We start from the raw sequence: 19570 nt of genomic DNA on the forward strand, positions 1-19570 counted from the left end.
GCCTAGGCAACGATTGTCAAGCACCTCGCGCACGCTTGCGCGATTCACAAGCTTGTCATTTTCGCTACCTACAATCCGCCACGTTTTCAACTTACACAGCGGGGCAACGATGAAGAAGGCGATAGCAGGAGCGGTAGCGGCAGCGGTATTGGCGGCATGTGGCGGGACTTCGCAGGCGCCGCTTCCCACGTTGGACGGCAAGCCGGCCCTGGTAGTGGCGCACCGCGGCGCCAGCGGCTACCTGCCGGAGGAAACGGTGGAAGCCTATGCCAAGGCCATCGAGCTGGGTGCCGACGCGATTTGAGCCGGATGTGATCTCCACCAAGGATGGCGTGCTGATTGCCCGCCACGACCCGAACCTGGCCTTCAGCACCGACGTGGCGCAACATCCGGAATTCGCCGCCCGCAAGCGCAAGCTGAGCGTGGATGGCGAACTGCAGGAAGGCTGGTTTGCCAGCGACTTCACGCTGGCGGAGATCAAGACGCTGGGCGGCATTTCGACCGATGCCGAACGCCCGCAGCAATTCAACGGCCAGTACAGGATCGCGACCATCCAGGAAGTGATCGACATGATCAGGAAGAGCGGCCGCAATATCGCCATTTACCCGGAAACCAAGAACCCGACCTTCCACCGCCAGCAAGGCTTGCCGCTGGAAGACAAGCTGCTGGCGATGCTGGCGGCCGCCGGCTGGACCGAGCGCGACTCGCCGGTCTTCATCCAGTCCTTCGAGCCGGGCAGCCTGAAGTACATGCGCAGCAAAGGTTCGAAGCTGAAGATGGTGCAGCTGATCGACGCCGACGACGTCGATCTGAAAACCGGTGCGCTGACTTACGCCGCGCCGTACGACAAGCCGTTCGACTGGGCGCAGGCCGGCGACAAGCGCTTGTTCAGCGATATGGTGACCCCGGCCGGGCTGGCCGAGATCAAGACCTATGCCGACGGCATAGGCCCATGGAAGCGCTACATCGTCAGCGTCAAAGGCGCTGCTGATATCAACGGCGACGGCAAGGTGAACGATGCCGACACCACCACCATGGAGCCCACCTCGCTGGTGGCGGATGCGCACAAGGCTGGCCTGTTCGTGCACCCGTACACCTTCCGCAACGAGAAGCGCCGCCTGGCCAGCAACTACAAGGGCGATCCTGTGCTGGAGTACAAGCACTTCTTCGCCCTTGGCGTCGATGGCGTGTTCAGCGACTTCGCCGACACCGCGCTGGCAGCGCGTGCGGAATACCTGAAGGAAGCGGGGCGCTGATTCAGAACTTGTGGTTGTACTCCGCGGCAAAGCGCACCTGGCGTTCAGGTGCACGCCCCAGCACCTGCCCATAGTAGGGGCTGACGGTGTTGGCGCCCGCGTTGTAGACCGGCTGGGTCGCCAGCGTGGTCTGGCGGTTCAGCAGGTTGAACACGTCCGCCTTCAATGCCAGCCCCTTGAACATGCGCGGCATATAAGTCGCGTTCAGCGCTATGCGGAAGTCGGTCGGCATCCTGCCCGCGGAGCCGCGAGGCGCCGGCTTGTCGTCGCAGTAGAAGACGGCAGCGCCATAGCCGGCTGCCGGATTCTTGCCATCCTGGTTGAGCGCGGCCGGCAGGTTGCCGATGCAGGACTTCGGCGCGCCGGTGACGATGTTGATGTTGCCGCCCACAGTCCATTCCTGGCCAAGCTGGTAGTAGCCGAAGGCCTTCAGCACGTGGGTATGGTCGTTCGGCAGCGGGCCGCTGGCGTAATCCATCAGTTCCGGGAAGTCGAACGAGGTGGTGGCGGCGATGTCGGCCTGGCCGATATCGGACATCACCTGGCCTTCCATATTGCCCCTGGTGCGCGACAGCGTGTAATTCAGCTTGCCGTACCAGCCGTTGCGCATCGGGTGTTCGATAAAGAGGTCCAGTGCCGTATAAACGCGGCTTACCTTCGGCAGGCCGATGTCTTCAGCCGTCAATGGAATGGAAACCAGCTTGCCATCGCCGGCCAGGTCCAGCGTCAGGGTGTTGTCGCGGCCGGGATTGATCAGCAGGCAAGGCATATCGTATTTGCTGGTATCGACGTTATTGCGCTTGCCCCAGGCGCGCAATGGACGCGAATCGCACCAATCCTCGATCGTGTTGCGCAGCGTGCGATAGGTGACCTTGCTGCCGACCGTGTACTCCGGCGTCAGTGCCGCTTCGAAGCCGAGTGCCAGCTCGTCCTGGTAGGTTGCACCCAGCTTGCTCGATGCGACCTGGCGCGGGTCTTTGGGCGTGCCCCATTCGTTGCCGCCGGAAACCGGTGGGGAAATTTCCGTCAACCCGGTCGGTACGCCGGTTTTCGGATCGACGCCGGTGTAGGTGTAGTAGTGGTCGATGTGGACCGGATTGCCGGCCAGGCGCGATGCCACGCTGGTCGGAATTTGCAGGTGGTAGCGGCCAAGGTTGGCAAAAGCTTTCAAGGTGCTGTCGCCGCGCACGTCCCAGGATGCGCCGATGCGCGGGGCGAGCATATGGCGCTGCGCTGCATAAGCCTGGCCGAAGCTGTTCTTGTTGGTGAACTGCTCGTTGCGCAAGCCCAGGTCGAGCAGCACTGTATCGGTGACCTGCCAGCGATCCTGGATGTACTGGGCCGACTGGTCGGTTTTTGGCGAGGCGGAGTCGCTCTGGTGATACTCGTTCACGTAGTAGCCTTGCAGCCCGTACCCACCTCCCGATACGGGCGTCCTGCCGCCAGGAACCGCTTTATTGGGATCGCCGCGGAAGTAGGTCCAGCTGCCACCGCCGGCCAGTTCCGAGCCATTGATCGATGAGACGTTATTGCGGTCGATGCCGGCGCGCAGGCCGTGGTTGCCAAGCTTATACTCCACATCCAGGCGCAGCGTGGATTGCCTGTCTTCCGCATTCGGCACCTGGATGGTGCCGCCGATGGCCTGCGGGTTGGTATAGACCAGTCCCGGCACCTGGGCATTGAGCGGGGCATTAACCTGGTACACGCCCGGCACGTAGCCTTCACGCGATTGCGGATAGGTCGACTTGAAACGCCCCGCCAGCGCAGTCACTGTCAGGCTGTCGCTCAGGAAGCCGGTATATTTCACGATCGAGTCGTTGGTCTTGGCGCCATCGCCGGTGGTGCCGCCGGCGCGCACCTCGTTGCGCTGCAGGCTGGCGTAGTCGAAGCCGTAATTCTGCTGCGTTTTCTTGTTCTCGTCGTGGATCTGGGTGAACTCGAGGCGATGGTTGTCGCTGATGTTGTAATCGAGTTTGAGCAGGTAGCGCGGCGTGCGGGTCTCGCGTTCGGTCCAGCCGTTGGTCTTGTTGAGCGAATCGGAATCCTTGCTGATGTAGCCGGTGCTGAAGCGGTCCTGCTCGATATTGGCGAACATGAACAGCTTGTCCTTGACCAGCGGGCCGCCGACGTAGGCGCTGCCGAAGACGTCGGTGGCGTTGTTGTTGTGACGGTAGGTGAGCAGCTTGCCGTCGGTCTTCGGGTTATGTCCGGTGTTCGGATAGTACGTGTTGTCCGGCTTGGCGCGCAGCCAGTCCGGCGTGTATTGCAGCACGGCGCCGGCTTCCCAGTTGTTGGTGCCGCTCTTGGTGGTGATGTTCACCACGCCGCCGGTGGAACGGCCAAACTCCGCGCTGTAGCCGCCTTGCAGGATCTGCGCCTGTGCGATCGCGAAGAAGGGCAGGGTGGTCGAGCCGATCTGGCGATAGACATTGGTGACCGGGAAGCCGTTGATGAAGTAGGCGTTCTCGCTTACGCCGGCGCCGCCGAAGCTGTCACCACCGATGCGCGTGTTGCCGCGCGCAGTGCCGGGCGCAAGCTGGATGATGCCGGACAAGCTTTGCGAGATCGGGAGCGTGGCCAGTTGGCGCGCAGTGAACACGGCGCCGTTGTTCGTGTTGCTGACGTCGATAGTCGGGCGGCGGCTGGTCACCTTCACTGCCTGGATGGGTTCGAAGGATGCTTCCACACCCTGGCCAATCAGCGCCTCCACTTCCAGCTCGCGTTCGACGACGCCGTCGCGCATCAGCAGCACCTTGTAGACGCCCGGCGGCATGGAGCTTGCGTTATAGCGCCCGTTGGCATCGACGGCGATGGTGCGGCGCGCGCCGGTTGCGACGTTCACCAGCACGATGCTAGTCCCGCTCGCGTTGGCAACCTGGCCGAAGATGCTGCCGGTGGCATTCGATTGAGCAAGGACTGGCCCGGCGAAAGCCAATGCAAGGGTGTGCGCGACGAGCGTCAAGCGCACACGTTGGGAAGGGTTCTTCATTGCGTCTCCTGTTGTGGTTATGATTCGGCCGCGCAAGGCGGCCGACGGAGACATGCTAGGTAGCTTGGTGGTGGCGAACAATTGAATGTTTACTCGCCATCTATGCACAAAAGGTTATATCTTGCCTGGCAGCGTGACGAGCAGCGGCGCCTTGCCGTCCCAGGCCTGGTCCAGCAAAATCTTTCCATCCAGGCGTACCAGCACGCGCTGGCCGCGCGGCGTGCGCGTGGTGACGATGTCGATGCCGCCGCCGTCTTCGCCCGCGCCGAAGGCACGCATATGCCGCAAGGCCATGCGCGGCCAGCCATGCGGCAAGCGCGGTGCGATAGTGAAGCTGCGCAGGCTGGCCGCCTCGATGCCGAACAGGCCTTCCATCATGACCCGCGCATACAGCCCGCTTTCGGCGGACAGGTGGCGTTGCTGGCCTTCCGGCCAGGCTTCCACCGCATACGGCACGTGGTCGCCCAGCAGGCGCCGGCCGGAGTAGTAGCGCAGGTAGGGCATGGTGCGTTCCAGTTCGCCCGCTTTCAGCAGGCCGCGCAACGCATACAGCGTGGCGCGGTCCCAGAAGGTCTTGTCGCCCGCTTCGGTCAGCACCCCGTTCTCGCTCCAGAGTTGCGGCGACAGCAGGGCATCGACGGTGCCGCGCTGGCGCTCGTTGATGCCCAGGGCCAGCGGCAGTGCGATCCAGGCACGCAGCTTTTCGTTGCCGTCGTAATAGCGGTAGGTGTCGAAGCCACCCATGCGCGCACCGAAATGGCGTTCGATCGCACTGCGTTGCGCTTCCGCTTCCTGCCGCAGCGCAGTCGCATGCTGCGCATCGCCCAGCGAAGCCGCCAGCCTTGCAGCACCTTGCAGCCCGGCGTAGGCCAGCACATTGGTCGACAGGTTGGCCTTGCCGGCCGGGAAGCGGCCTTCCAGTTCGTCGCTATCCGAATGCACGACGCCTTGCGCGTCGCGCTTGCGGCGCGTGAATTCCAGGCACCAGTCGATCAGGGGCAGCAGCTGGCGCGCGGTGCCCGGGTCGCCTTGTGCCAGTGCGAACTGGCTGGCGCCGTAGGAAATCATGGCGCAGTCGCCGCGGTCGCCGGCACCGTTCCAGTAGCTGCGTCCTTCGGCGATGATCGAGGAGGGGATGGGCTTGTAGGCTGCGTTCATGTAGCGCGCGAACATGCCGAAGCTGGTGAGCGCGCTCTGCACGCCGGCGCTGTCGCCCAGGTAAGGAAAGAAGGGATTGACGTATTCCGCCTGGTCGTTGGCCCAGATGGCGGCGTAGTAGCGCGTGCCGCCGGGCCCGTGCAGCAGGCCGCCGCGCGTGGCGAAGATGCTTTCCGCGGCCCGGATCTTGGAGAAGGCGAACATGGCGTCGAGCACCGGCTCCGGCGTTTCCAGCACCAGGTTGCCGCGCCATTGCGCTACCTTGCGTGCGCGTTCCTGCAACGCTTCGCCGCCGTCCACGTAGACCATCTCGTTCTGCAGGCGGCCGCTGATGATCACGTCCACGTGCACGCGGGCGCCTGGCGCCAGCTCGCCTTCGCGGGCAGGGGAGCGCACTTCAATCACATAGGCGCCGTGGGTGCCGCGCTCGGCCGGCGTGGTTTCGCTGCGCTCCAGCGCGCCGAAGCTGTAGTGCAGCATGCTTTGGCCGCTATTTTCCAGTTCCAGCCGCTCAACCAGAGCCGGCTCGCTGGGCGACGGCGTCAGGGTGCGCGTCAGCGTCAGGCCAGGCGCCAGCTCCGAACGCAGCGCGAGGCGGCCGTCGAATCGAACTTGCTCCAGGCGCTCGCCAGCGGCGGGTTGGCCGTCGATGGCGATGACCGGCGAGGCTTCCGCACCGAATTTGCGAATCAGGCTGGCATGGGTGTCGTCGGGAATGGTGCGCAACATCGGCCACACCACGGTGCGCGCCAGCAGCAGCGAGCCATCGGCCTGGCTGCCGTAGTCGATCACGGCCGAGACCTGGCGGCCGCTCATTTCAAGCTGGTCGCGGTGGACGTCTTTCACCTGCCAGCGGATAGCGTCGCCGTCGATCTGCCAGCGCGGCGCAAAGGCCGGCGGTACGGCGTGTGCAGGGCTTGCGGCTGTTGCGCCGGCGGCAAGGGTTGCGGCAATCAATGCCGCGCAAATGCGGGAAGTAATTTGCATCCGCTTCTCCTCAATTCATCTTGCGGATGATCGCCGCCCAGCCGCCGCCCGGCGCCAGGCGCATCGTCAGGCGGCTGCTGCGGCTGACGCTGGCGCCGCCCTTCTGCACGTCGGTGGCGAAGACCCCGGCGTTCGGCCCGTCTTCCATGCTGTCCAACTGGTAGCCGCCGTCGCCCAGGAAGGACAGGTCCAGCACCAGGTCGCGGCCGTCGGCGCCGGTCATCGCGCCTACATACCAGGTATCGCCGCGGCGGCGCGCCATGGCGACGTAGCGGCCAAGCTCGGCGTGCAGCACGCGGCTTTCGTCCCATTCCACCGGCACCTGGCGAATGAACTCCAGCGAGGATGGGTTGGCGCGGTATTGCGAAGGGCTGTCGGCCAGCATTTGCAGCGGGCTTTCGTAGATCATGTACATCGCCAATTGGTGCGCGCGCGTGCCCTGGCTCATGGGGCGGTCGAAACTGGCGACGAAATCCTTGCGGTGTGCATTGCTCATGGCGCCCGGGGTGTAATCGACCGGGCCGGCGAACATGCGGATGAAGGGCAGGGTGACGTCGTGTTCCGGCGTCTGTTTGTCGCTCCACTTATTGTTTTCCAGGCCCTTCACGCCTTCGAAGGTCAGCACGTTGGGCCAGGTGCGCTGCAGGCCGCTGGGCTTGAAGCTGCCGTGGAAGTCCACCAGCAGGCGGCGCGCGGCGGCTTCGCGCGCCACGCGCTCGTAGTAGTTCACCATCCACTGGTCGGAACGCTGCATGAAGTCGACCTTGATGCCGGCAGCGCCCCAGCGCGCGAACTGGTCCAGTGCCGCCGTCATCTGGGTGTCCAGCGTCTTCCATGACACCCACAGGATGATGCCGACGCCGCGCTGCCTGGCATATGCCATCAGTTCCGGCATGTCGATCTCCGGCTTGACGGCCAGCAGGTCGCCCAGCTTGTACCAGCCCTCGTCCATGATGATGTATTCGAGGCCGTTGTCGGCCGCGAAGTCGATGTAGTGGCGGTAGGTGCGGGTATCGAGTCCCGACTTGAAGGGTACGCCATAGAGCTTGTTGCCGTTGTACCAGTCCCAGGCCACCTTGCCTGGCTTGATCCAGGCTGTCTCCTTCAGTTCTTGCGGCTCGGCCAGCAGATAGGGCATCTGGTTCAGCAGGAGGCCGCCGGCGTCGGCGGAAATACCCAGGATGCGCCACGGGAAGCTTCGCTTGCCAGCGGTGCGTGCGATGTAGGGGGCCTCCTGCGTGACCGGCACATTGCGGTCGTCGCGCGCCGTTTCGGCCAGCGCCACTTTCGGGAAGACGGCGCGCAGGCCCGCCGCTTCGCCGTGCAGGTACAGGCCGGGATAGTCGTGCAGGCCCGATTCGGTGAACACGAGGTGCACCCCGCCATCACGCACCAGGGCCGGCACGCCAACCAGCTTGCCGGCGGCGTCGCCTATGGTCAGCGCCTGGTAATAGTGCTCGTTGTGCGACTGCATCGACTTTTCCTGGGGCCAGTACAGGGTGTCCTGCGGCCGCAGCCTGACACCAGCCTGCTCGTCTTCCACCGTGACCTGGCCGGGCAGGGAGGTGTGGAAGCGGTAGGCGATGCCCTCGTTGTAGGCGCGCACTTCCAATGCATAGCCGCCGGCGAAGTCGAGCTGCAGGGAGTTGTAGTGGTCGCGCACTTCACGCGACTTCTGCGCGACCACCGGCCGCACGGTCGTATCGATGCTGCGGCGCTGCTGGCCGGCCAGGCGCGGCTTGTCGCCCAGCGTGCCAAGGCCGGCCAGGGTCATGCTGATTGGCGTGGGCAGCACCAGTTCGGTGCCGCGATGGCTGACGGCGAAGGCCAGGTGGCCGCCGGTATCTATCGTTACGAGCAACTGGCGGTCGGGGGAGCTGAGTTCGACGCGGGGCGCGGCGTGGCCGGCCAGCGGCGCGATCAGCAGCAGCGCACTGGCCAGGCAGCGCATAAGGGGCATATGGTTCAAGGCAGGTCTCCGGATATGGGTGTGCCGGTCCATGCTATGCGCATGCACCGGTACCGATCCAATGACTTTTTACGCGAGAGCTATGTCGTAGAGGTTATACGCCGCAGGCGTCGGCGCGGGCGCCGGCACAGCAGGGGGCGGCGCCGAAGCCTCGCGCCGGATCGCCTCCAGCAATAGTTCCGCGCCTGGCGACAACATGCTGTCGCGCCGGCGGATGATGCCGAAAGGGTCCATGCGGCAGTCCAGCTCCAGCGGCAGGATCGCCAGCAGCCCCAGTTCCCGAAGGCGCCGCGCCACATCCGCCGACATGACGTTCAGCGCATCGCTCATCTGCAGCATGCTGGTGATCAGCACAATCTCGCTGGTATCGACCACGTCGGCGGGCGGCTCCAGTCCAGCGTTGTGGAACAACTGGTCGAAACGCTGGCGCAGGATGCTGCCGGGCGGCGGCGTAATCCAGGGCGCATGCACCAGGTCCTGCAAGCCAAGGCCGTGGCGCACGGCCAAGGGGTGTCCAGCGCGAGCCACCACCACGACCGGCTCCGGCGCCAGCTCCTCGTACAGCAGTTCGGCGCAGTCGTGGAAACCTGTAAGGCGCGCCAGCAGGAAATCAAGCGTGCCCCGCTGCAGGCGCTCCAGCAGTTCGTTGCTGGACTCGACCTGCACGCCGATGCGCAGTTGCGGCACCTGCTGCTTGATGCGCGTGATGGCCCGCGGCAGCAAGCCCAATGCCGGCGTCATGATGCTGCCCACGTCGACCTGGCCCGCCAGGCCGGCCTTGAGTGCCACGATATCCTCGTGCGCACGCGCCAGGCTGCTCAAGGCCATGCGTGCGTGGCGGATCATGCTTTCGCCGTAAATGGTGGGCAGCATGCCGCGCGGATGGCGTTCGAACAGCGCGATGCCGAGCATGTCTTCCAGTTCCTTGAGCTGCTTGGAAGCCGCCGGTTGCGTCATGCACAGGGTCTCCGCCGCGCGCAGGATATTGCCCGCGTCGTCGATGGCGATCAGCAGCAGGAGCTGGCGGGTCTTGAGCCGCGCGCGCAGGTACCAGTTCGGATTCGGAGCAGTCATTGCAGTGCCTTTCGGGTCGATTGGCGTTTTTAACATGTTCAAAATGGTATCGGTGTTGCCAATTTATCGATTGCGCGCATATCGTGGCCTCCTTCAAATTATTCGGCACAACGCGGCCCGTGGTAGACTGCGCCGTCCAATTGCCAATTTTCTAACGATGAAGATCCAGCAAAAACTGCGCTCAGTGAAAACCGCCCTGTCCGAACGCCGCGAAGTGCGCAAGCGCCTGCGCGGCCCCGCCCAACTGCGTTACGCCATCGCCGACTCGATCGGCATGCTCGACGCCCAGGCATGGAAAGGGCTCACGGCCCAAGCGGGCTTCTTCCTGTCCTACGATTACCTGCGGTCGCTGGAGACCGTGCTGCCGACCAACCTCGAGCCGCGCTATGCGCTGGTGTACGAGGATGAACAGCCGGTGGCCGCGCTCTATATGCAGCTGGCCGACATCAAGCTGGCCCAGGCCAGCAAGACTTCCTTCGGTGCGCTGGGCGAGAGCCTGGGCCAGCGCGTGCTCACCTGCGGCAACCTGCTGACCTTTGGCCAGCACGGCATCGCCATCGCCCCCGGCGTCGATCCGGAACTGGCCTGGCACGGGGTGGCCGAAGTGCTGTACCGCGTGCGGCAGGCGGAAAAGCTGGCCGGCTCGGCCAACTTCGTCATGATCAAGGACTTGCACGGACCGCAAGCGGAGGATGCCGCCTTCCTCAAGAACCTCAGCTACCGCTTCGTGGAAACGGAGCCGAACATGGTGCTGGCCCTTGGCGAAGACTGGAAAAGCTACGACGACTACCTGGCCAGCCTGGCCTCGAAGTACCGCGCCAACATCCGCAACGGCATCCTGAAGCCGATCGAGGCGGCGCAATGCACGGTGGAGCACTTTACCGGCATAGCCGCCATGCAGGACGAGATCCATGCCCTGTACAAGGCGGTGCAGGTGAACGCCGGCTTCCGTCCGTTCGAACTGCTGCCGGAGTACTTCCCGGCGCTGCAGCAGGCGGCAGGGGAGCGTTTCCGCTGCAGTGTGCTCAAGCGCGAAGGCAAGATGCTGGGGTTCCTGGTCACCATTGCCGACGGCGAGACCGCCATCGCCTTCCACATCGGCTTTGACCGCGCCGCCGCGGCCGACCTGCCGATCTACCTGCGCCTGCTGCACGCCGGCATTGCCGACGCCATTGGCCTGGGCTGCAAGCGCGTGTCCTTCGGCCGTACCGCGCTGGAGCCGAAAGCGGCGCTGGGCGCCCGACCGGAAACGTTCGGCGTATTGATCCGCCACCGCCAGCCTTTGATGAACAAGGTGATCAAGCACCTGCTGCTGAACATCGACCACGATGAGGCGCCGGATCGTAGCCCGTTCAAGAAGGCCGAAGGCAAGGCTGCGTAACATCTGGTTACTTACGCGGTGCTAGGCGCGCGCCTCTAATCTGCTGAGCTCGGTTATCATGTCGACCTTTTGCACAGTCGGCAGCAGATGTAATGAAGTATGGCGTGATCAATTTATTAAAGGCTGTTGCAGCACAGCTAATTGTGTTGCACCACCTGGCGTTTTACGGCCCCATGGCCGACCACGTGCGGCTCATCCTGCCAGACCTGATCGACTGGCTGGGAGGCAGCGCGCGCATTGCCGTGCAAGTGTTCCTGGTGGTGGGCGGCTTCCTGGCCGCCAAATCACTGGCGCCGAGTGCGCAGCCGGTGATGGTCGACCCGCTGGGCGCCGTCTGGCGCCGTTACGCCAAGCTGGCGCCGCCTTTCATCGCCGCGACCCTGATTGCAGCGCTGGCGTCCGCGTTTGCCAGCCAGTGGATGGACCATCATTCGATTTCCGCCCCGGCGACAGTCGGCCAGTTGGCGGCGCACGCCGTGCTGGCGCATGGCGTGCTCGGTTTCCCGTCCCTGTCGGCAGGCGCCTGGTACGTCGCCATTGATTTCCAGCTGTACGCCATTGTCGTGGCCATCCTGTGGCTGGCGGCCCGCATCAGCGGCCCGGTGCGCCGCGCCTGGCTGGTGCCAAGCCTGGTTGCCGTCGGCAGCGCGCTGTCGCTGCTGCACTTCAACCTGGACTCCGATTGGGACAATTGGGGGCCGTACTTCTTCGGCAGCTATAGCCTGGGCCTGGCCGCATGGTGGGCCGGCGATCCGCGACGCAAGACGCGCGGTGCAGTGCTGGTGCAGGCGGCGATTTTCCTGCCGGCCTTGCTGGCGCTGGCTGTGAACTTCCGCAGCCGCCTGGCGCTGGCCATCATGGTGGCGTGCGCGCTGGTGATCTTCGGCCGCATGCAGTTCAGCGGCGAAGGCCGCTTGCTGGCCGTGGTCAATTCACTGGCCCGCACCTCGTACTCGGTTTTCCTGATCCACTTCCCGGTCTGCCTGCTGGTGAATGCAGCCTTCACCCGCTTCGTGCCTGCCGATCCGGTGCTGCAAGGCGGCGGCATGCTGGCCGCCTGGGGCGCCAGCCTGGTTGCGGGCGCTGCTTTCCATCGCTGGATCGAAGTGCCGCTCGGACGCCTGCTGCAGCCTTCTTCCTCCACAGCCAGCGCTGCCCAGCGCGCGTAGGCTCGCTTACTCGAGCGACCAGACATACTCCATCACCAGCCATGAAGCGACGCGCTTGCCGTCCTGCTCGGCTGGTGTGAATTTGCTGGCGACCACCGCCAGTAGCGCTGCGTTATCAAGCTCGCTGTAACCGCTCGATTTGAGCTTCCTGGCGCGCTTTACATTTCCTTCTTCATCAACCAGGAATGCGAGCCTGACGGAACCAGTCTCTTCGTAGCGCAATGAGGGGTGGGCCAGGTTGGCCGGTTAAAGCTGGCGATGCTCGGGCGTGCCACTTTCTTGCCCGTTGCAGGATCCCTGGCGCCGGTGATCAGCTCAGGAAAAGCCGCTTCAACCTGGGCCAGCTTGGCCGCGTTCTGGTCGATCAGCGAGACGGCTTCATTGAAAACGGTTGCGGAATCACTTGCCTGTGCAGCCTTCAGGTATGCATCGCGCATGACGGTCGGGTTGCTTGCCCAGTTATATGCGACCAGCAGTGCCGCGACAGCATCGTCTTTCTGTCCCTTGCCCATGAAAACGGCAGCCAGGTCCGACCAGAACGGCGCGTAAAACGGTTGATGGCGGATGGCTTCCTTCGCTTCGCTCTCGGCGGCCTGGTACTGCTTTAGCTGCAAGTACTGCAGGGTGAGGGCGCGGCGGAACGCCGGCAACTGATCGTAGTCCTTGTTCGCATTTTGCAGAACCGCGGTCAGTGCGGTAGCAGGAGAGTCAATGCCTGTCGCTTCGGAGCCAATTCCCGGCCGGGTCTTCTGCCTGCTCTGTGTGTCTTGCCAGTTGGGGGCCAGGGAGGTCAAGTGCGCCATTTGCGCAAGCTCATTCGCATGTTCGCCCGCCCTGGCGCTTGCCAGCACACCTGCAATGCAGGCGTTTTGGTCCGGACACGCAGGACCTGCCAAGACGAGGCTCGGCGCCATTGCCGCACAAATGATCAAGAAGTGGCTGATTCGCATCGCTCTTAACATCTTTCCTGGAATATTGAGAAAGGCGCAATTATAGGCGCCTCAGTACGAGGCAACTAGGCATTCGGCCACGCCTGGTATATCGTGTAAGAAGCGCAGCTGTAGCTGGAGGCTGAATGTGGCGTTGGCATGCACTGGGAGTCCTGGCGCGAAAGTGGCTTTGGCTAGCCTTGGCCATAGGCTGCGCCGCGAGCGCGGCTGAGCCGGTCATGCCGGAGGTCCACGTCGGCATGGGTTTGCCCAAGCCGCCTTATGTCATGGAGTCAGGCATTGCAGGCCTGGACTACGACATCGCCAGACAAGCTTTGGCGTCCGGCGGCTATAAGCTGGTTGGACATATGCTTCCGCAGACCCGGGCGCTGGCGATGCTGCGCGCCGGCCAGCTCGATGGCCTGCTGTCCATCAGCGAAGGGATTGGCGGCCAGGACTACTTCACGGACAACTACATCGTCTACCAGAACGTCGCCACCACGCTCACCCGCCGCAACCTGAAGATCCAGCAGATTGAAGACCTGGCCAATTATTCAGTGGCAGCTTTCCAGAATGCGAGCATGGTGCTGGGCGACCGCTTCAGCCTTGTTGTCAGCGGCCATTCAGATTACAGGGAAGTGCCGGCCCAGATCACGCAGAACAAGCTTCTTTTCACAGGCCGGGTAGACGTCGTGGTGGGCGACCGCATGATCTTCCGCTACTTCTCGGAAAAGCTGGAGCCGCGAATCGATGCCAGGCAGCCTGTGACCTTCCACCGGATCTTCCCGGAAAGCCCGCGCAGGGCTGTCTTTCGCGACGTACGTGTACGCGATGCATTCAATACCGGCCTGAAAAACCTCCATGCCAACGGCACTTATGACGCACTGGTGAAGCAATACCTTGGCCCGCAGCCTTAGGAGAGCGAGAACTCTCGCAGGAAGCCATTGCGCCGGCCCATGCGCACCAGCGACGGCGGCGCACCAAGGTAGGTGGCGAACCTGGCGACCAATGCCTGCAAGGGGGCGCTTTCCATGTGCGCCTGCAAGGCTGCTGCATCGGCATAGTGTTCGAACACGATGATGCGGTTCTCGTTTTCCAGATCCGTGAGCACTTCATATTGCAGCGTACCGGGCTCGGTACGTGAATGTGCCACCAATTGATCGAGTGCGGCAAGCAGCTCCTGTTGGAATTGGGGATGGACGTCGAGTGTGGCAAGCAGGTACATGGCGGCTCCGGTGAATGAATGGAATCGCGAGTCTACGCAACCGGCCGCGATGGCGGATTGTAGAAATGGGACTTTTCGCGCAGGCCTGTGATGATTGCCTGCGGAGTGCTGCCGGTCAGTGCGCGCGTCTCGTGGATAAAGTGCGACTGGTCGAAATAGCCCATGCGCAATGCTGCATCGAGCGCAGGCAGGGAGGGGGTGAGCGCCAGCATGCGCATCGTATGACCCAGGCGGGCGACGCGGGCAAACTGCTTGGGGCCGAGGCCATAGGCATCGGTGAACTTGCGCTGGAAGTGGCGGCGGGTCCAGCCCGATAGTTCGGCCAGGGCATCAATGCTGGTGCCCGGCGCGTAATAGAGCTTATCGAGCAGGGAGTCCAGCCCGTGCCCGCTGCGGTCTTCATGCTTACCCAGGCGCGCCAGGAAGAACTGGTCGAGCGCAGCGGCGCGCGCGGCTGGGCCGTCGGCCTGCGCCAACTGGTCGGACAGGCGCTCAGCACCATCTTCCCAGACCGCTTGGGCCGGCCAGGCCTCGTCATGCAAACGGGACAGCGAGGCCGCGCAAAAATGCCGCAGGCTGCCTCCACGAAAGCGCACTGCGACGAACCCGAAAGCCCCATTTGCTTCGATGGCGATGGCGCGCGTGCGCAGGCAAAGCAGGACCGCCCGTGGCGACTCTTTGCCGTCCAAGAGATAAGGCGAGCTGTAATGAAATATGCACTCGGAACCGGTACCGGGCGGAAGCCGGGGCGGAAGGGGAGAATCGCCCTCCCAGCCCCAGTAGCGGTCGATAAACGGGCGCAATTGAGCGGTCGGGCGAAGATGCCAGCATTGTAGGAGCATGCCGGCGATGTTACCCGATTCCTGCCAGGCGCTTAGCTACCGATGGTGAGCGTCAGGGTAGTGGCGCTGTAATTTGGCGTGACGTTGGTGAAACCATCGACCGTGATGGTGGTGAATTTTCCTTTCAGGCTGGCGGCCGTGATGAGCGTCAGGACATCGCCGGCTTTAGGCTTGTAGCCGTTGGCGAACTTCACGTGCAGCGTTCCGCCGGCGATGGTGGCGGTAGATGCCACGGCCAGGCTGCCCTGGCTGCCTGAAGCGGCGCCAAGATCCAGCTCCAGGGTGGTGCTGCCGCTTAACTGGGTGTAGTTGCCGGCCAGTTTCAGCGCAGTCTGGGCGTTAGCCACCAGGGTTCCACCGCGTACGTACATGTCGCCTGTGCCGAATGCGGAGGCGGAGTCGCCTTGCAGGGTTCCTGCGGTCAGCTCGGTACCGCCACTCCAGGTATTTGCCCCGGCCAGTTTCAGCGTGCCTGTGCCTTGCTTGACCAGTTTGCCGTTGCCACTGATGTCGTTACGCCAACGATCTGCCGCGTTGAAGCCACCTTTGCTGGCATCCATCACGATGACGACGTTGCCGCTGAACGCCCCGTAGCCGTCGGCTGCGGCAAACAGGTTGATTCGGCCCCATCCCTCCGCATCATCCATCACTGGGTAGCCGGATGGCAGGGCGGTGGTTTTGAGCACGACGCGGCGCTGCGCATCGCTCAGGTAAGGCTGGCGCGTCTCCAGCAACACTTCGGCGCCTTTCGGTACAGCGGCGATGGCATTGGTCGCGGAGACAGGCGTGAAGCCATACGTGAGCCGGCGCAGGTAGTTGGCCTTGTTGGTCGCATAGTCGGCAAACCGGTCGTCGGCGAGCGTGCCCGATTGCGCGAACGTGGCAAAGGTATCGGCGTTGGTGCCGGTAGCCGCCATCAGTGTGGCGTGCGCCTGGGTGACGGCAGCGGCTTTCCTGGCCATGTTCGCAGGGTCCGCCAGATTCGCCGCGGCGCTGGCCTGGCCGAGGATACGGCCGCTCAAGACATCCAGCGGCGAATGCATGCCGGCCAGGATGCGCGATTCACCCAGCTCGAGGCCGCGGCTAAGCATTTCCTGGAAGCGCTCCGGCACCGCATACGCCATGGCGACAGCGTCGCGCACGGCTTCGGCTGAGTGGCCGCTGGTGAAACCGCCGTCGGTAGTCGGAGTGCTGCTCTTGGCCGGCACCAGTGTCGGCAGCACCTGCACGCTGCTGCTCCAGCGGTAGGGGCGGGCGTATTTGTAGAAACGCTTGGCCGGTTCGGTGGAAGCGTTGTTGCCGACCAGGTTGACAAGGTCGACCACGCTGCCGAAACGTTCATTGGCGCTGCCGCAACGCCGGTGTTATTGCCGGTATCGTTATACAGCTTGCTGGTGGCGTCGCTGGCGACGGTGGTAATGCTGGTGACTTGCTGCGCCGCGCTGCGCCAGGCGTCGGTCAGTGGGCCCATGCCGTCGGTGACGCTGTAGCCTTTGCCGCGGCGGTCATCCAGGTAGGCCTGCACCACTTGCACCGCGCTGCGGCTTGCGGTGGCTTTGACGACATAATCGATATTGGCCTGGTGCACAGCAGCGTTGACCACCTTGCCGTCCGGCGTGCCATCGTTAGGTACGCCGCTCCAGGTTGAAGGGACCACCGCCGGGAAGCCATCAACAGCGGGCGCGCTGACGCCCGCATCGACTATTTCGGTCAGCGGTTTCCATACATCGAGAAAGCCACCCAGAACGCGTACGCCGGCATTGGTGGATAGCGTGGCATAGCGGGCGTCGCCGCGCTGGTTAGTGGCGATGGTGTCGACAAAAGCGGTCACGGTGGGAAGCGGCACCACTTCCGCCGCGCCCTGGTCGGCTGGCGCCGCCGGGATCACCAGCGGTTCGTCGGAGGAGGCGCCGCCGCAGGCGCTCAGGCCGAGCGTAATGCCCAGGGCCAGGAGGTTGCGACGCGAGGAAGGCTTTTGCATGTTGGTTACCGTGCGTTAGTTGAAAACGCACAAAGGTAAAGAGGGCTTGTGACATATCGATTACCCGGGGCCGCTGAAAAGCCTGATGATGAAAATGTCATCGCATGATATCGAAATCGATATTGCTAAAACTTCTTTTCAATTCGATAAAGTGTTATCTTGCGGCCTGGATTCCCTCATTACCCGCACCTGCCTCAAAGATGATCAGACATTTTCTTATTCCAGTTGCCGCGCTATGGAGCAGCGTGGTATTTGCCGCAGCTGTCAACCCGCTCACCGTCGATATTGGCACGGACGATGCCCGCCGCTTTGCAAACCTGATGAAGGACAATGCCGTGCCGACGGCCGAAGTCCTGCAACGTGAATACCTGGATCGCGCCGGCCCAGGCGTCAAGATTTTCACCCCAATGCGCATTGTCAACGCCGAGCGCCTGGCGCGCAACGTTGCGTCCAAACCTGACACCTATCGCTATGCCATCAGGGAATGCCTGCCACGCCTTCCAGCGTTGCGAAGCGACCTCAGAGCGATCTACCTCGCCTTTTCAGGCTTGCTTCCCGAGCGCCCGCTTCCTGCAATCGAGGTCGTGTTCGGCGCGTTGAATTCAGGAGGAACAGCCAGTTCGGACACGCAGGTAATTGGCCTCGAGGTGACCTGCCCGCCGGGCACAACCCCCGAACAGTTCCGTACCAGGATGCGCGGCTTCTTCGCGCACGAAACAGTCCACACCTGGCAGGAGGCGGAAACACCGCAGGCCCTCGCCGATCCACTGTTAAGCCAAGCCTTGAGGGAGGGCGTTGCCGACTACCTCGCAAATTTGGTCACCGGCGAAATACCCGAACCCGAGCGCGATGCGTGGGCACGCCAGCGCGAGTCGTGGTTGTGGGAAGAGTTCAAGCGCGATCGCCAGTTCATGCGGTCCGACAGTGAGAGCTTGCGCAAACCTGGCGCCAGCCCACGATTCAAGCGTTGGTTTGCCAACTACGGCAGCGCTCCGGAAGGCTGGCCGAGCGAGGCGGGCTATTGGATCGGCATGCGCATTGCCGAAGCTTATGTGAACCGCGCCTCCGACAAGCAGGCGGCGATCCGAAAACTGATTGAACTCGAAGATCCGGCGGGTATCCTGGAGGCGAGCGGTTACAAGAATTAACCCCGCCGGCCAGAGACTCTATTTACCACTTCGGTATTGGGTGGCTGTGGGACTTGTCCCATTCATCAAAACTTGTGGGAACGTCGGGCTCTCCGTCCGACTTTGGTATGACGGCCAATTCTGGTTCCTCGCGCGGTTCGTGCGTGTACGCATCCAGTTTCGTCACGGTGCCCTTGATTTGATCTTTGTCGATCTTGCCCGAGAACGTTAGCTGGACGCGTGCCTCGCGCTCCTTGTCGCCCACAAATTCGGAGCCGTCCGAATACTTTGCCTTGAACGAGATGGTCTTCTGTTCTTCATTGTAGATAACGTCATAGATGGACGCTTGCGATGGTTCCAATGAACCGTCGGCGATACCAATGGCGCCAAAGACGACATTGCCTTGCTTGTACAGATCCAGGCTATAGCCGGAATTGGCGTGGGGCTCGTCGGTGTCGCTGTATTCCATGTTGAAGTAGGTGCCGATTACTGTCACAGGCTCGGCAGGGGTGCTTGCAGGTTTTGCGTTGGCCGTCACCGGCGGTTGGACCGCCTTGGTGTCTGAAGCGGGCTGGCCGGCGGTCGAATAGCTGTAGATGCCAGCGGCCAGTGCCGCGAACACGGCGCCGGTTGCAGCGACAAGTGCGAATGTTTTTTTCATGAGTTTCCGATGTAGTCCCGGCAATTCGGCAGGTGGGCGGGCATGTTATCGGAATGGCCGCTTTGCAAATTGCGCAAAAAGTCACAAGATCGCTTGCCGCTTCAAGAGCTTTCAAACCGTTGGTCGTTTGCTCGGGATCATTAAGGAAACTGTTGTCGGGTATGGACTACGGCAAGAGTTTCTATTGCAGTCGCGCTAACACGGAGTGCTGCAATTACTACTTCGTGGGGGCGGGGAGACAGCGATCGTCAAGCGACATCTGTACTTTTGTCCGAAACCAAATATCGTAGGCTTCGGCTTCTTCAGCCGTTGCGAACTCGGACTCGGTCGGGAGGGGGGCGGTAGACATGATCTGGCAATTGTACGGCAGAAGGAATGCAAGTCGTCCGCCCAACGAGCTTCATTGTCGGCGTCAAAACAGACGTTGTTTCTCCGCTCAGCGCTGGCTTCACGGAGTTCGAATCCGTGGCTCTGCGCTAACCTGAATTCAGCCTATATAGGTGGCCCGTCTGATGTTTGTATTGTACAGGCGGAAATAGTGGATGAGGCATCATGGCGTTGCACGTCCTGTGCGACCAGGGAGCGACCAGAAACAAAAAAGCCCACGAACCGAAATTCGTGGGCTTCTCTGCGTATCTTGGTAGGCCGTGCGGGGCTCGAACCTGCGACCAACGGATTAAAAGTCCGCTGCTCTACCAACTGAGCTAACGACCCAAGGTTCTCATTTCGAATGGTAGGCCGTGCGGGGCTCGAACCTGCGACCAACGGATTAAAAGTCCGCTGCTCTACCAACTGAGCTAACGACCCGTCGAAAGAAGAAGC

The 19570-nt window shown here is 62.8% G+C and carries 13 protein-coding genes, 2 tRNA genes and 2 pseudogenes; 5 read left to right on the forward strand and 12 right to left on the reverse strand.

Annotated features, from left to right (window positions below):
- The first annotated feature begins 109 nt into the window (after positions 1-109).
- A pseudogene (locus ACN9MU_RS11930) lies at positions 110-1256 on the forward strand (glycerophosphodiester phosphodiesterase).
- Position 1257: 1 nt separating this feature from the next.
- On the opposite strand, the gene ACN9MU_RS11935 reads toward ACN9MU_RS11930, so the two are convergent.
- From ACN9MU_RS11935 to ACN9MU_RS11950, 4 genes are all read right to left on the reverse strand, one after another.
- Positions 1258-4245, reverse strand: coding sequence for a TonB-dependent receptor (locus ACN9MU_RS11935; protein ID WP_426344628.1), 2988 nt, complete (start codon positions 4243-4245; stop codon positions 1258-1260).
- A gap of 114 nt (positions 4246-4359) precedes the next feature.
- On the reverse strand, positions 4360-6390 hold the full coding sequence (locus tag ACN9MU_RS11940) for a hypothetical protein (RefSeq protein ID WP_426344629.1): 2031 nt from the start codon (positions 6388-6390) through the stop codon (positions 4360-4362).
- A 10-nt stretch (positions 6391-6400) separates the two neighbouring features.
- A complete protein-coding gene (locus tag ACN9MU_RS11945) occupies positions 6401-8350 on the reverse strand; it encodes a glycoside hydrolase family 97 protein (RefSeq protein WP_426344880.1) in 1950 nt (649 codons plus the stop codon).
- Between the two features lie 78 nt (positions 8351-8428).
- Positions 8429-9433, reverse strand: coding sequence for a LysR family transcriptional regulator (locus ACN9MU_RS11950; protein ID WP_426170843.1), 1005 nt, complete (start codon positions 9431-9433; stop codon positions 8429-8431).
- Between the two features lie 157 nt (positions 9434-9590).
- Here ACN9MU_RS11950 and ACN9MU_RS11955 point away from each other — a divergent pair, with 157 nt between their 5' ends.
- Positions 9591-10814, forward strand: a complete 1224-nt coding sequence (locus ACN9MU_RS11955; RefSeq protein WP_426170844.1) for a GNAT family N-acetyltransferase — start codon at positions 9591-9593, stop codon at positions 10812-10814.
- A gap of 104 nt (positions 10815-10918) precedes the next feature.
- Positions 10919-11983 carry an acyltransferase family protein gene (locus ACN9MU_RS11960; protein WP_426344630.1) on the forward strand — a complete coding sequence of 355 codons (1065 nt, stop codon included), beginning with the start codon at positions 10919-10921 and terminating at the stop codon, positions 11981-11983.
- A 6-nt stretch (positions 11984-11989) separates the two neighbouring features.
- Here ACN9MU_RS11960 and ACN9MU_RS11965 read toward each other — a convergent pair whose 3' ends face one another.
- Together ACN9MU_RS11965 and ACN9MU_RS11970 are read right to left on the reverse strand one after the other, a co-directional pair.
- Positions 11990-12205: an energy transducer TonB gene (locus ACN9MU_RS11965; protein WP_426344631.1), complete on the reverse strand. Its 216-nt coding sequence runs from the start codon at positions 12203-12205 to the stop codon at positions 11990-11992.
- Positions 12142-12933 (reverse strand): tetratricopeptide repeat protein, encoded by a 792-nt coding sequence (locus ACN9MU_RS11970; protein ID WP_426344632.1) that lies wholly within the window; start codon positions 12931-12933, stop codon positions 12142-12144. Before ACN9MU_RS11970 ends, ACN9MU_RS11965 begins: the two co-directional genes overlap by 64 nt.
- A 218-nt stretch (positions 12934-13151) precedes the next feature.
- On the opposite strand from ACN9MU_RS11970, the gene ACN9MU_RS11975 reads away from it, so the two are divergent.
- Complete coding sequence (locus ACN9MU_RS11975) at positions 13152-13829, forward strand: substrate-binding periplasmic protein (RefSeq protein ID WP_426170848.1); 678 nt, start codon at positions 13152-13154, stop codon at positions 13827-13829.
- On the opposite strand, the gene ACN9MU_RS11980 is transcribed toward ACN9MU_RS11975, so the two are convergent.
- The 3 genes and pseudogenes from ACN9MU_RS11980 to ACN9MU_RS11990 form a co-directional block, all read right to left on the reverse strand.
- Positions 13826-14137 (reverse strand): putative quinol monooxygenase, encoded by a 312-nt coding sequence (locus ACN9MU_RS11980; protein WP_426170850.1) that lies wholly within the window; start codon positions 14135-14137, stop codon positions 13826-13828. The genes ACN9MU_RS11975 and ACN9MU_RS11980 overlap by 4 nt on opposite strands.
- A 32-nt stretch (positions 14138-14169) precedes the next feature.
- The gene (locus ACN9MU_RS11985; protein WP_426170851.1) at positions 14170-14979 is read right to left on the reverse strand and encodes a helix-turn-helix domain-containing protein; all 810 of its coding nucleotides are present in this window, start codon (positions 14977-14979) and stop codon (positions 14170-14172) included.
- Between the two features lie 32 nt (positions 14980-15011).
- A pseudogene (locus ACN9MU_RS11990) lies at positions 15012-16960 on the reverse strand (phosphatase PAP2 family protein).
- A gap of 104 nt (positions 16961-17064) precedes the next feature.
- Here ACN9MU_RS11990 and ACN9MU_RS11995 point away from each other — a divergent pair.
- Complete coding sequence (locus ACN9MU_RS11995; protein WP_426322559.1) at positions 17065-18108, forward strand: hypothetical protein; 1044 nt, start codon at positions 17065-17067, stop codon at positions 18106-18108.
- A gap of 22 nt (positions 18109-18130) precedes the next feature.
- Here ACN9MU_RS11995 and ACN9MU_RS12000 read toward each other — a convergent pair whose 3' ends face one another.
- The 3 genes from ACN9MU_RS12000 to ACN9MU_RS12010 form a co-directional block, all read right to left on the reverse strand.
- A complete protein-coding gene (locus tag ACN9MU_RS12000; protein WP_426322561.1) occupies positions 18131-18748 on the reverse strand; it encodes a hypothetical protein in 618 nt (205 codons plus the stop codon).
- A gap of 638 nt (positions 18749-19386) precedes the next feature.
- Positions 19387-19462 (reverse strand) — tRNA-Lys (locus ACN9MU_RS12005).
- Between the two features lie 17 nt (positions 19463-19479).
- A tRNA-Lys gene (locus ACN9MU_RS12010) sits at positions 19480-19555 on the reverse strand.
- Positions 19556-19570 lie beyond the last annotated feature (15 nt).

This window comes from Pseudoduganella sp. R-32, assembly GCF_049913245.1.
Classification (GTDB): Bacteria; Pseudomonadota; Gammaproteobacteria; order Burkholderiales; family Burkholderiaceae_D; genus Rugamonas.

Coding starts and splice junctions, on each gene's coding strand:
- ACN9MU_RS11935 (WP_426344628.1), bottom strand. CDS start 4,245: ATGAAGAACCCTTCCCAACGTGTGCGCTTGACGCTCGTCGCGCACACC.
- ACN9MU_RS11940 (WP_426344629.1), bottom strand. CDS start 6,390: ATGCAAATTACTTCCCGCATTTGCGCGGCATTGATTGCCGCAACCCTT.
- ACN9MU_RS11945 (WP_426344880.1), bottom strand. CDS start 8,350: ATGCCCCTTATGCGCTGCCTGGCCAGTGCGCTGCTGCTGATCGCGCCG.
- ACN9MU_RS11950 (WP_426170843.1), bottom strand. CDS start 9,433: ATGACTGCTCCGAATCCGAACTGGTACCTGCGCGCGCGGCTCAAGACC.
- ACN9MU_RS11955 (WP_426170844.1), top strand. CDS start 9,591: ATGAAGATCCAGCAAAAACTGCGCTCAGTGAAAACCGCCCTGTCCGAA.
- ACN9MU_RS11970 (WP_426344632.1), bottom strand. CDS start 12,933: ATGCGAATCAGCCACTTCTTGATCATTTGTGCGGCAATGGCGCCGAGC.
- ACN9MU_RS11975 (WP_426170848.1), top strand. CDS start 13,152: ATGCCGGAGGTCCACGTCGGCATGGGTTTGCCCAAGCCGCCTTATGTC.
- ACN9MU_RS11980 (WP_426170850.1), bottom strand. CDS start 14,137: ATGTACCTGCTTGCCACACTCGACGTCCATCCCCAATTCCAACAGGAG.
- ACN9MU_RS11985 (WP_426170851.1), bottom strand. CDS start 14,979: ATGCTCCTACAATGCTGGCATCTTCGCCCGACCGCTCAATTGCGCCCG.
- ACN9MU_RS11995 (WP_426322559.1), top strand. CDS start 17,065: ATGATATCGAAATCGATATTGCTAAAACTTCTTTTCAATTCGATAAAG.
- ACN9MU_RS12000 (WP_426322561.1), bottom strand. CDS start 18,748: ATGAAAAAAACATTCGCACTTGTCGCTGCAACCGGCGCCGTGTTCGCG.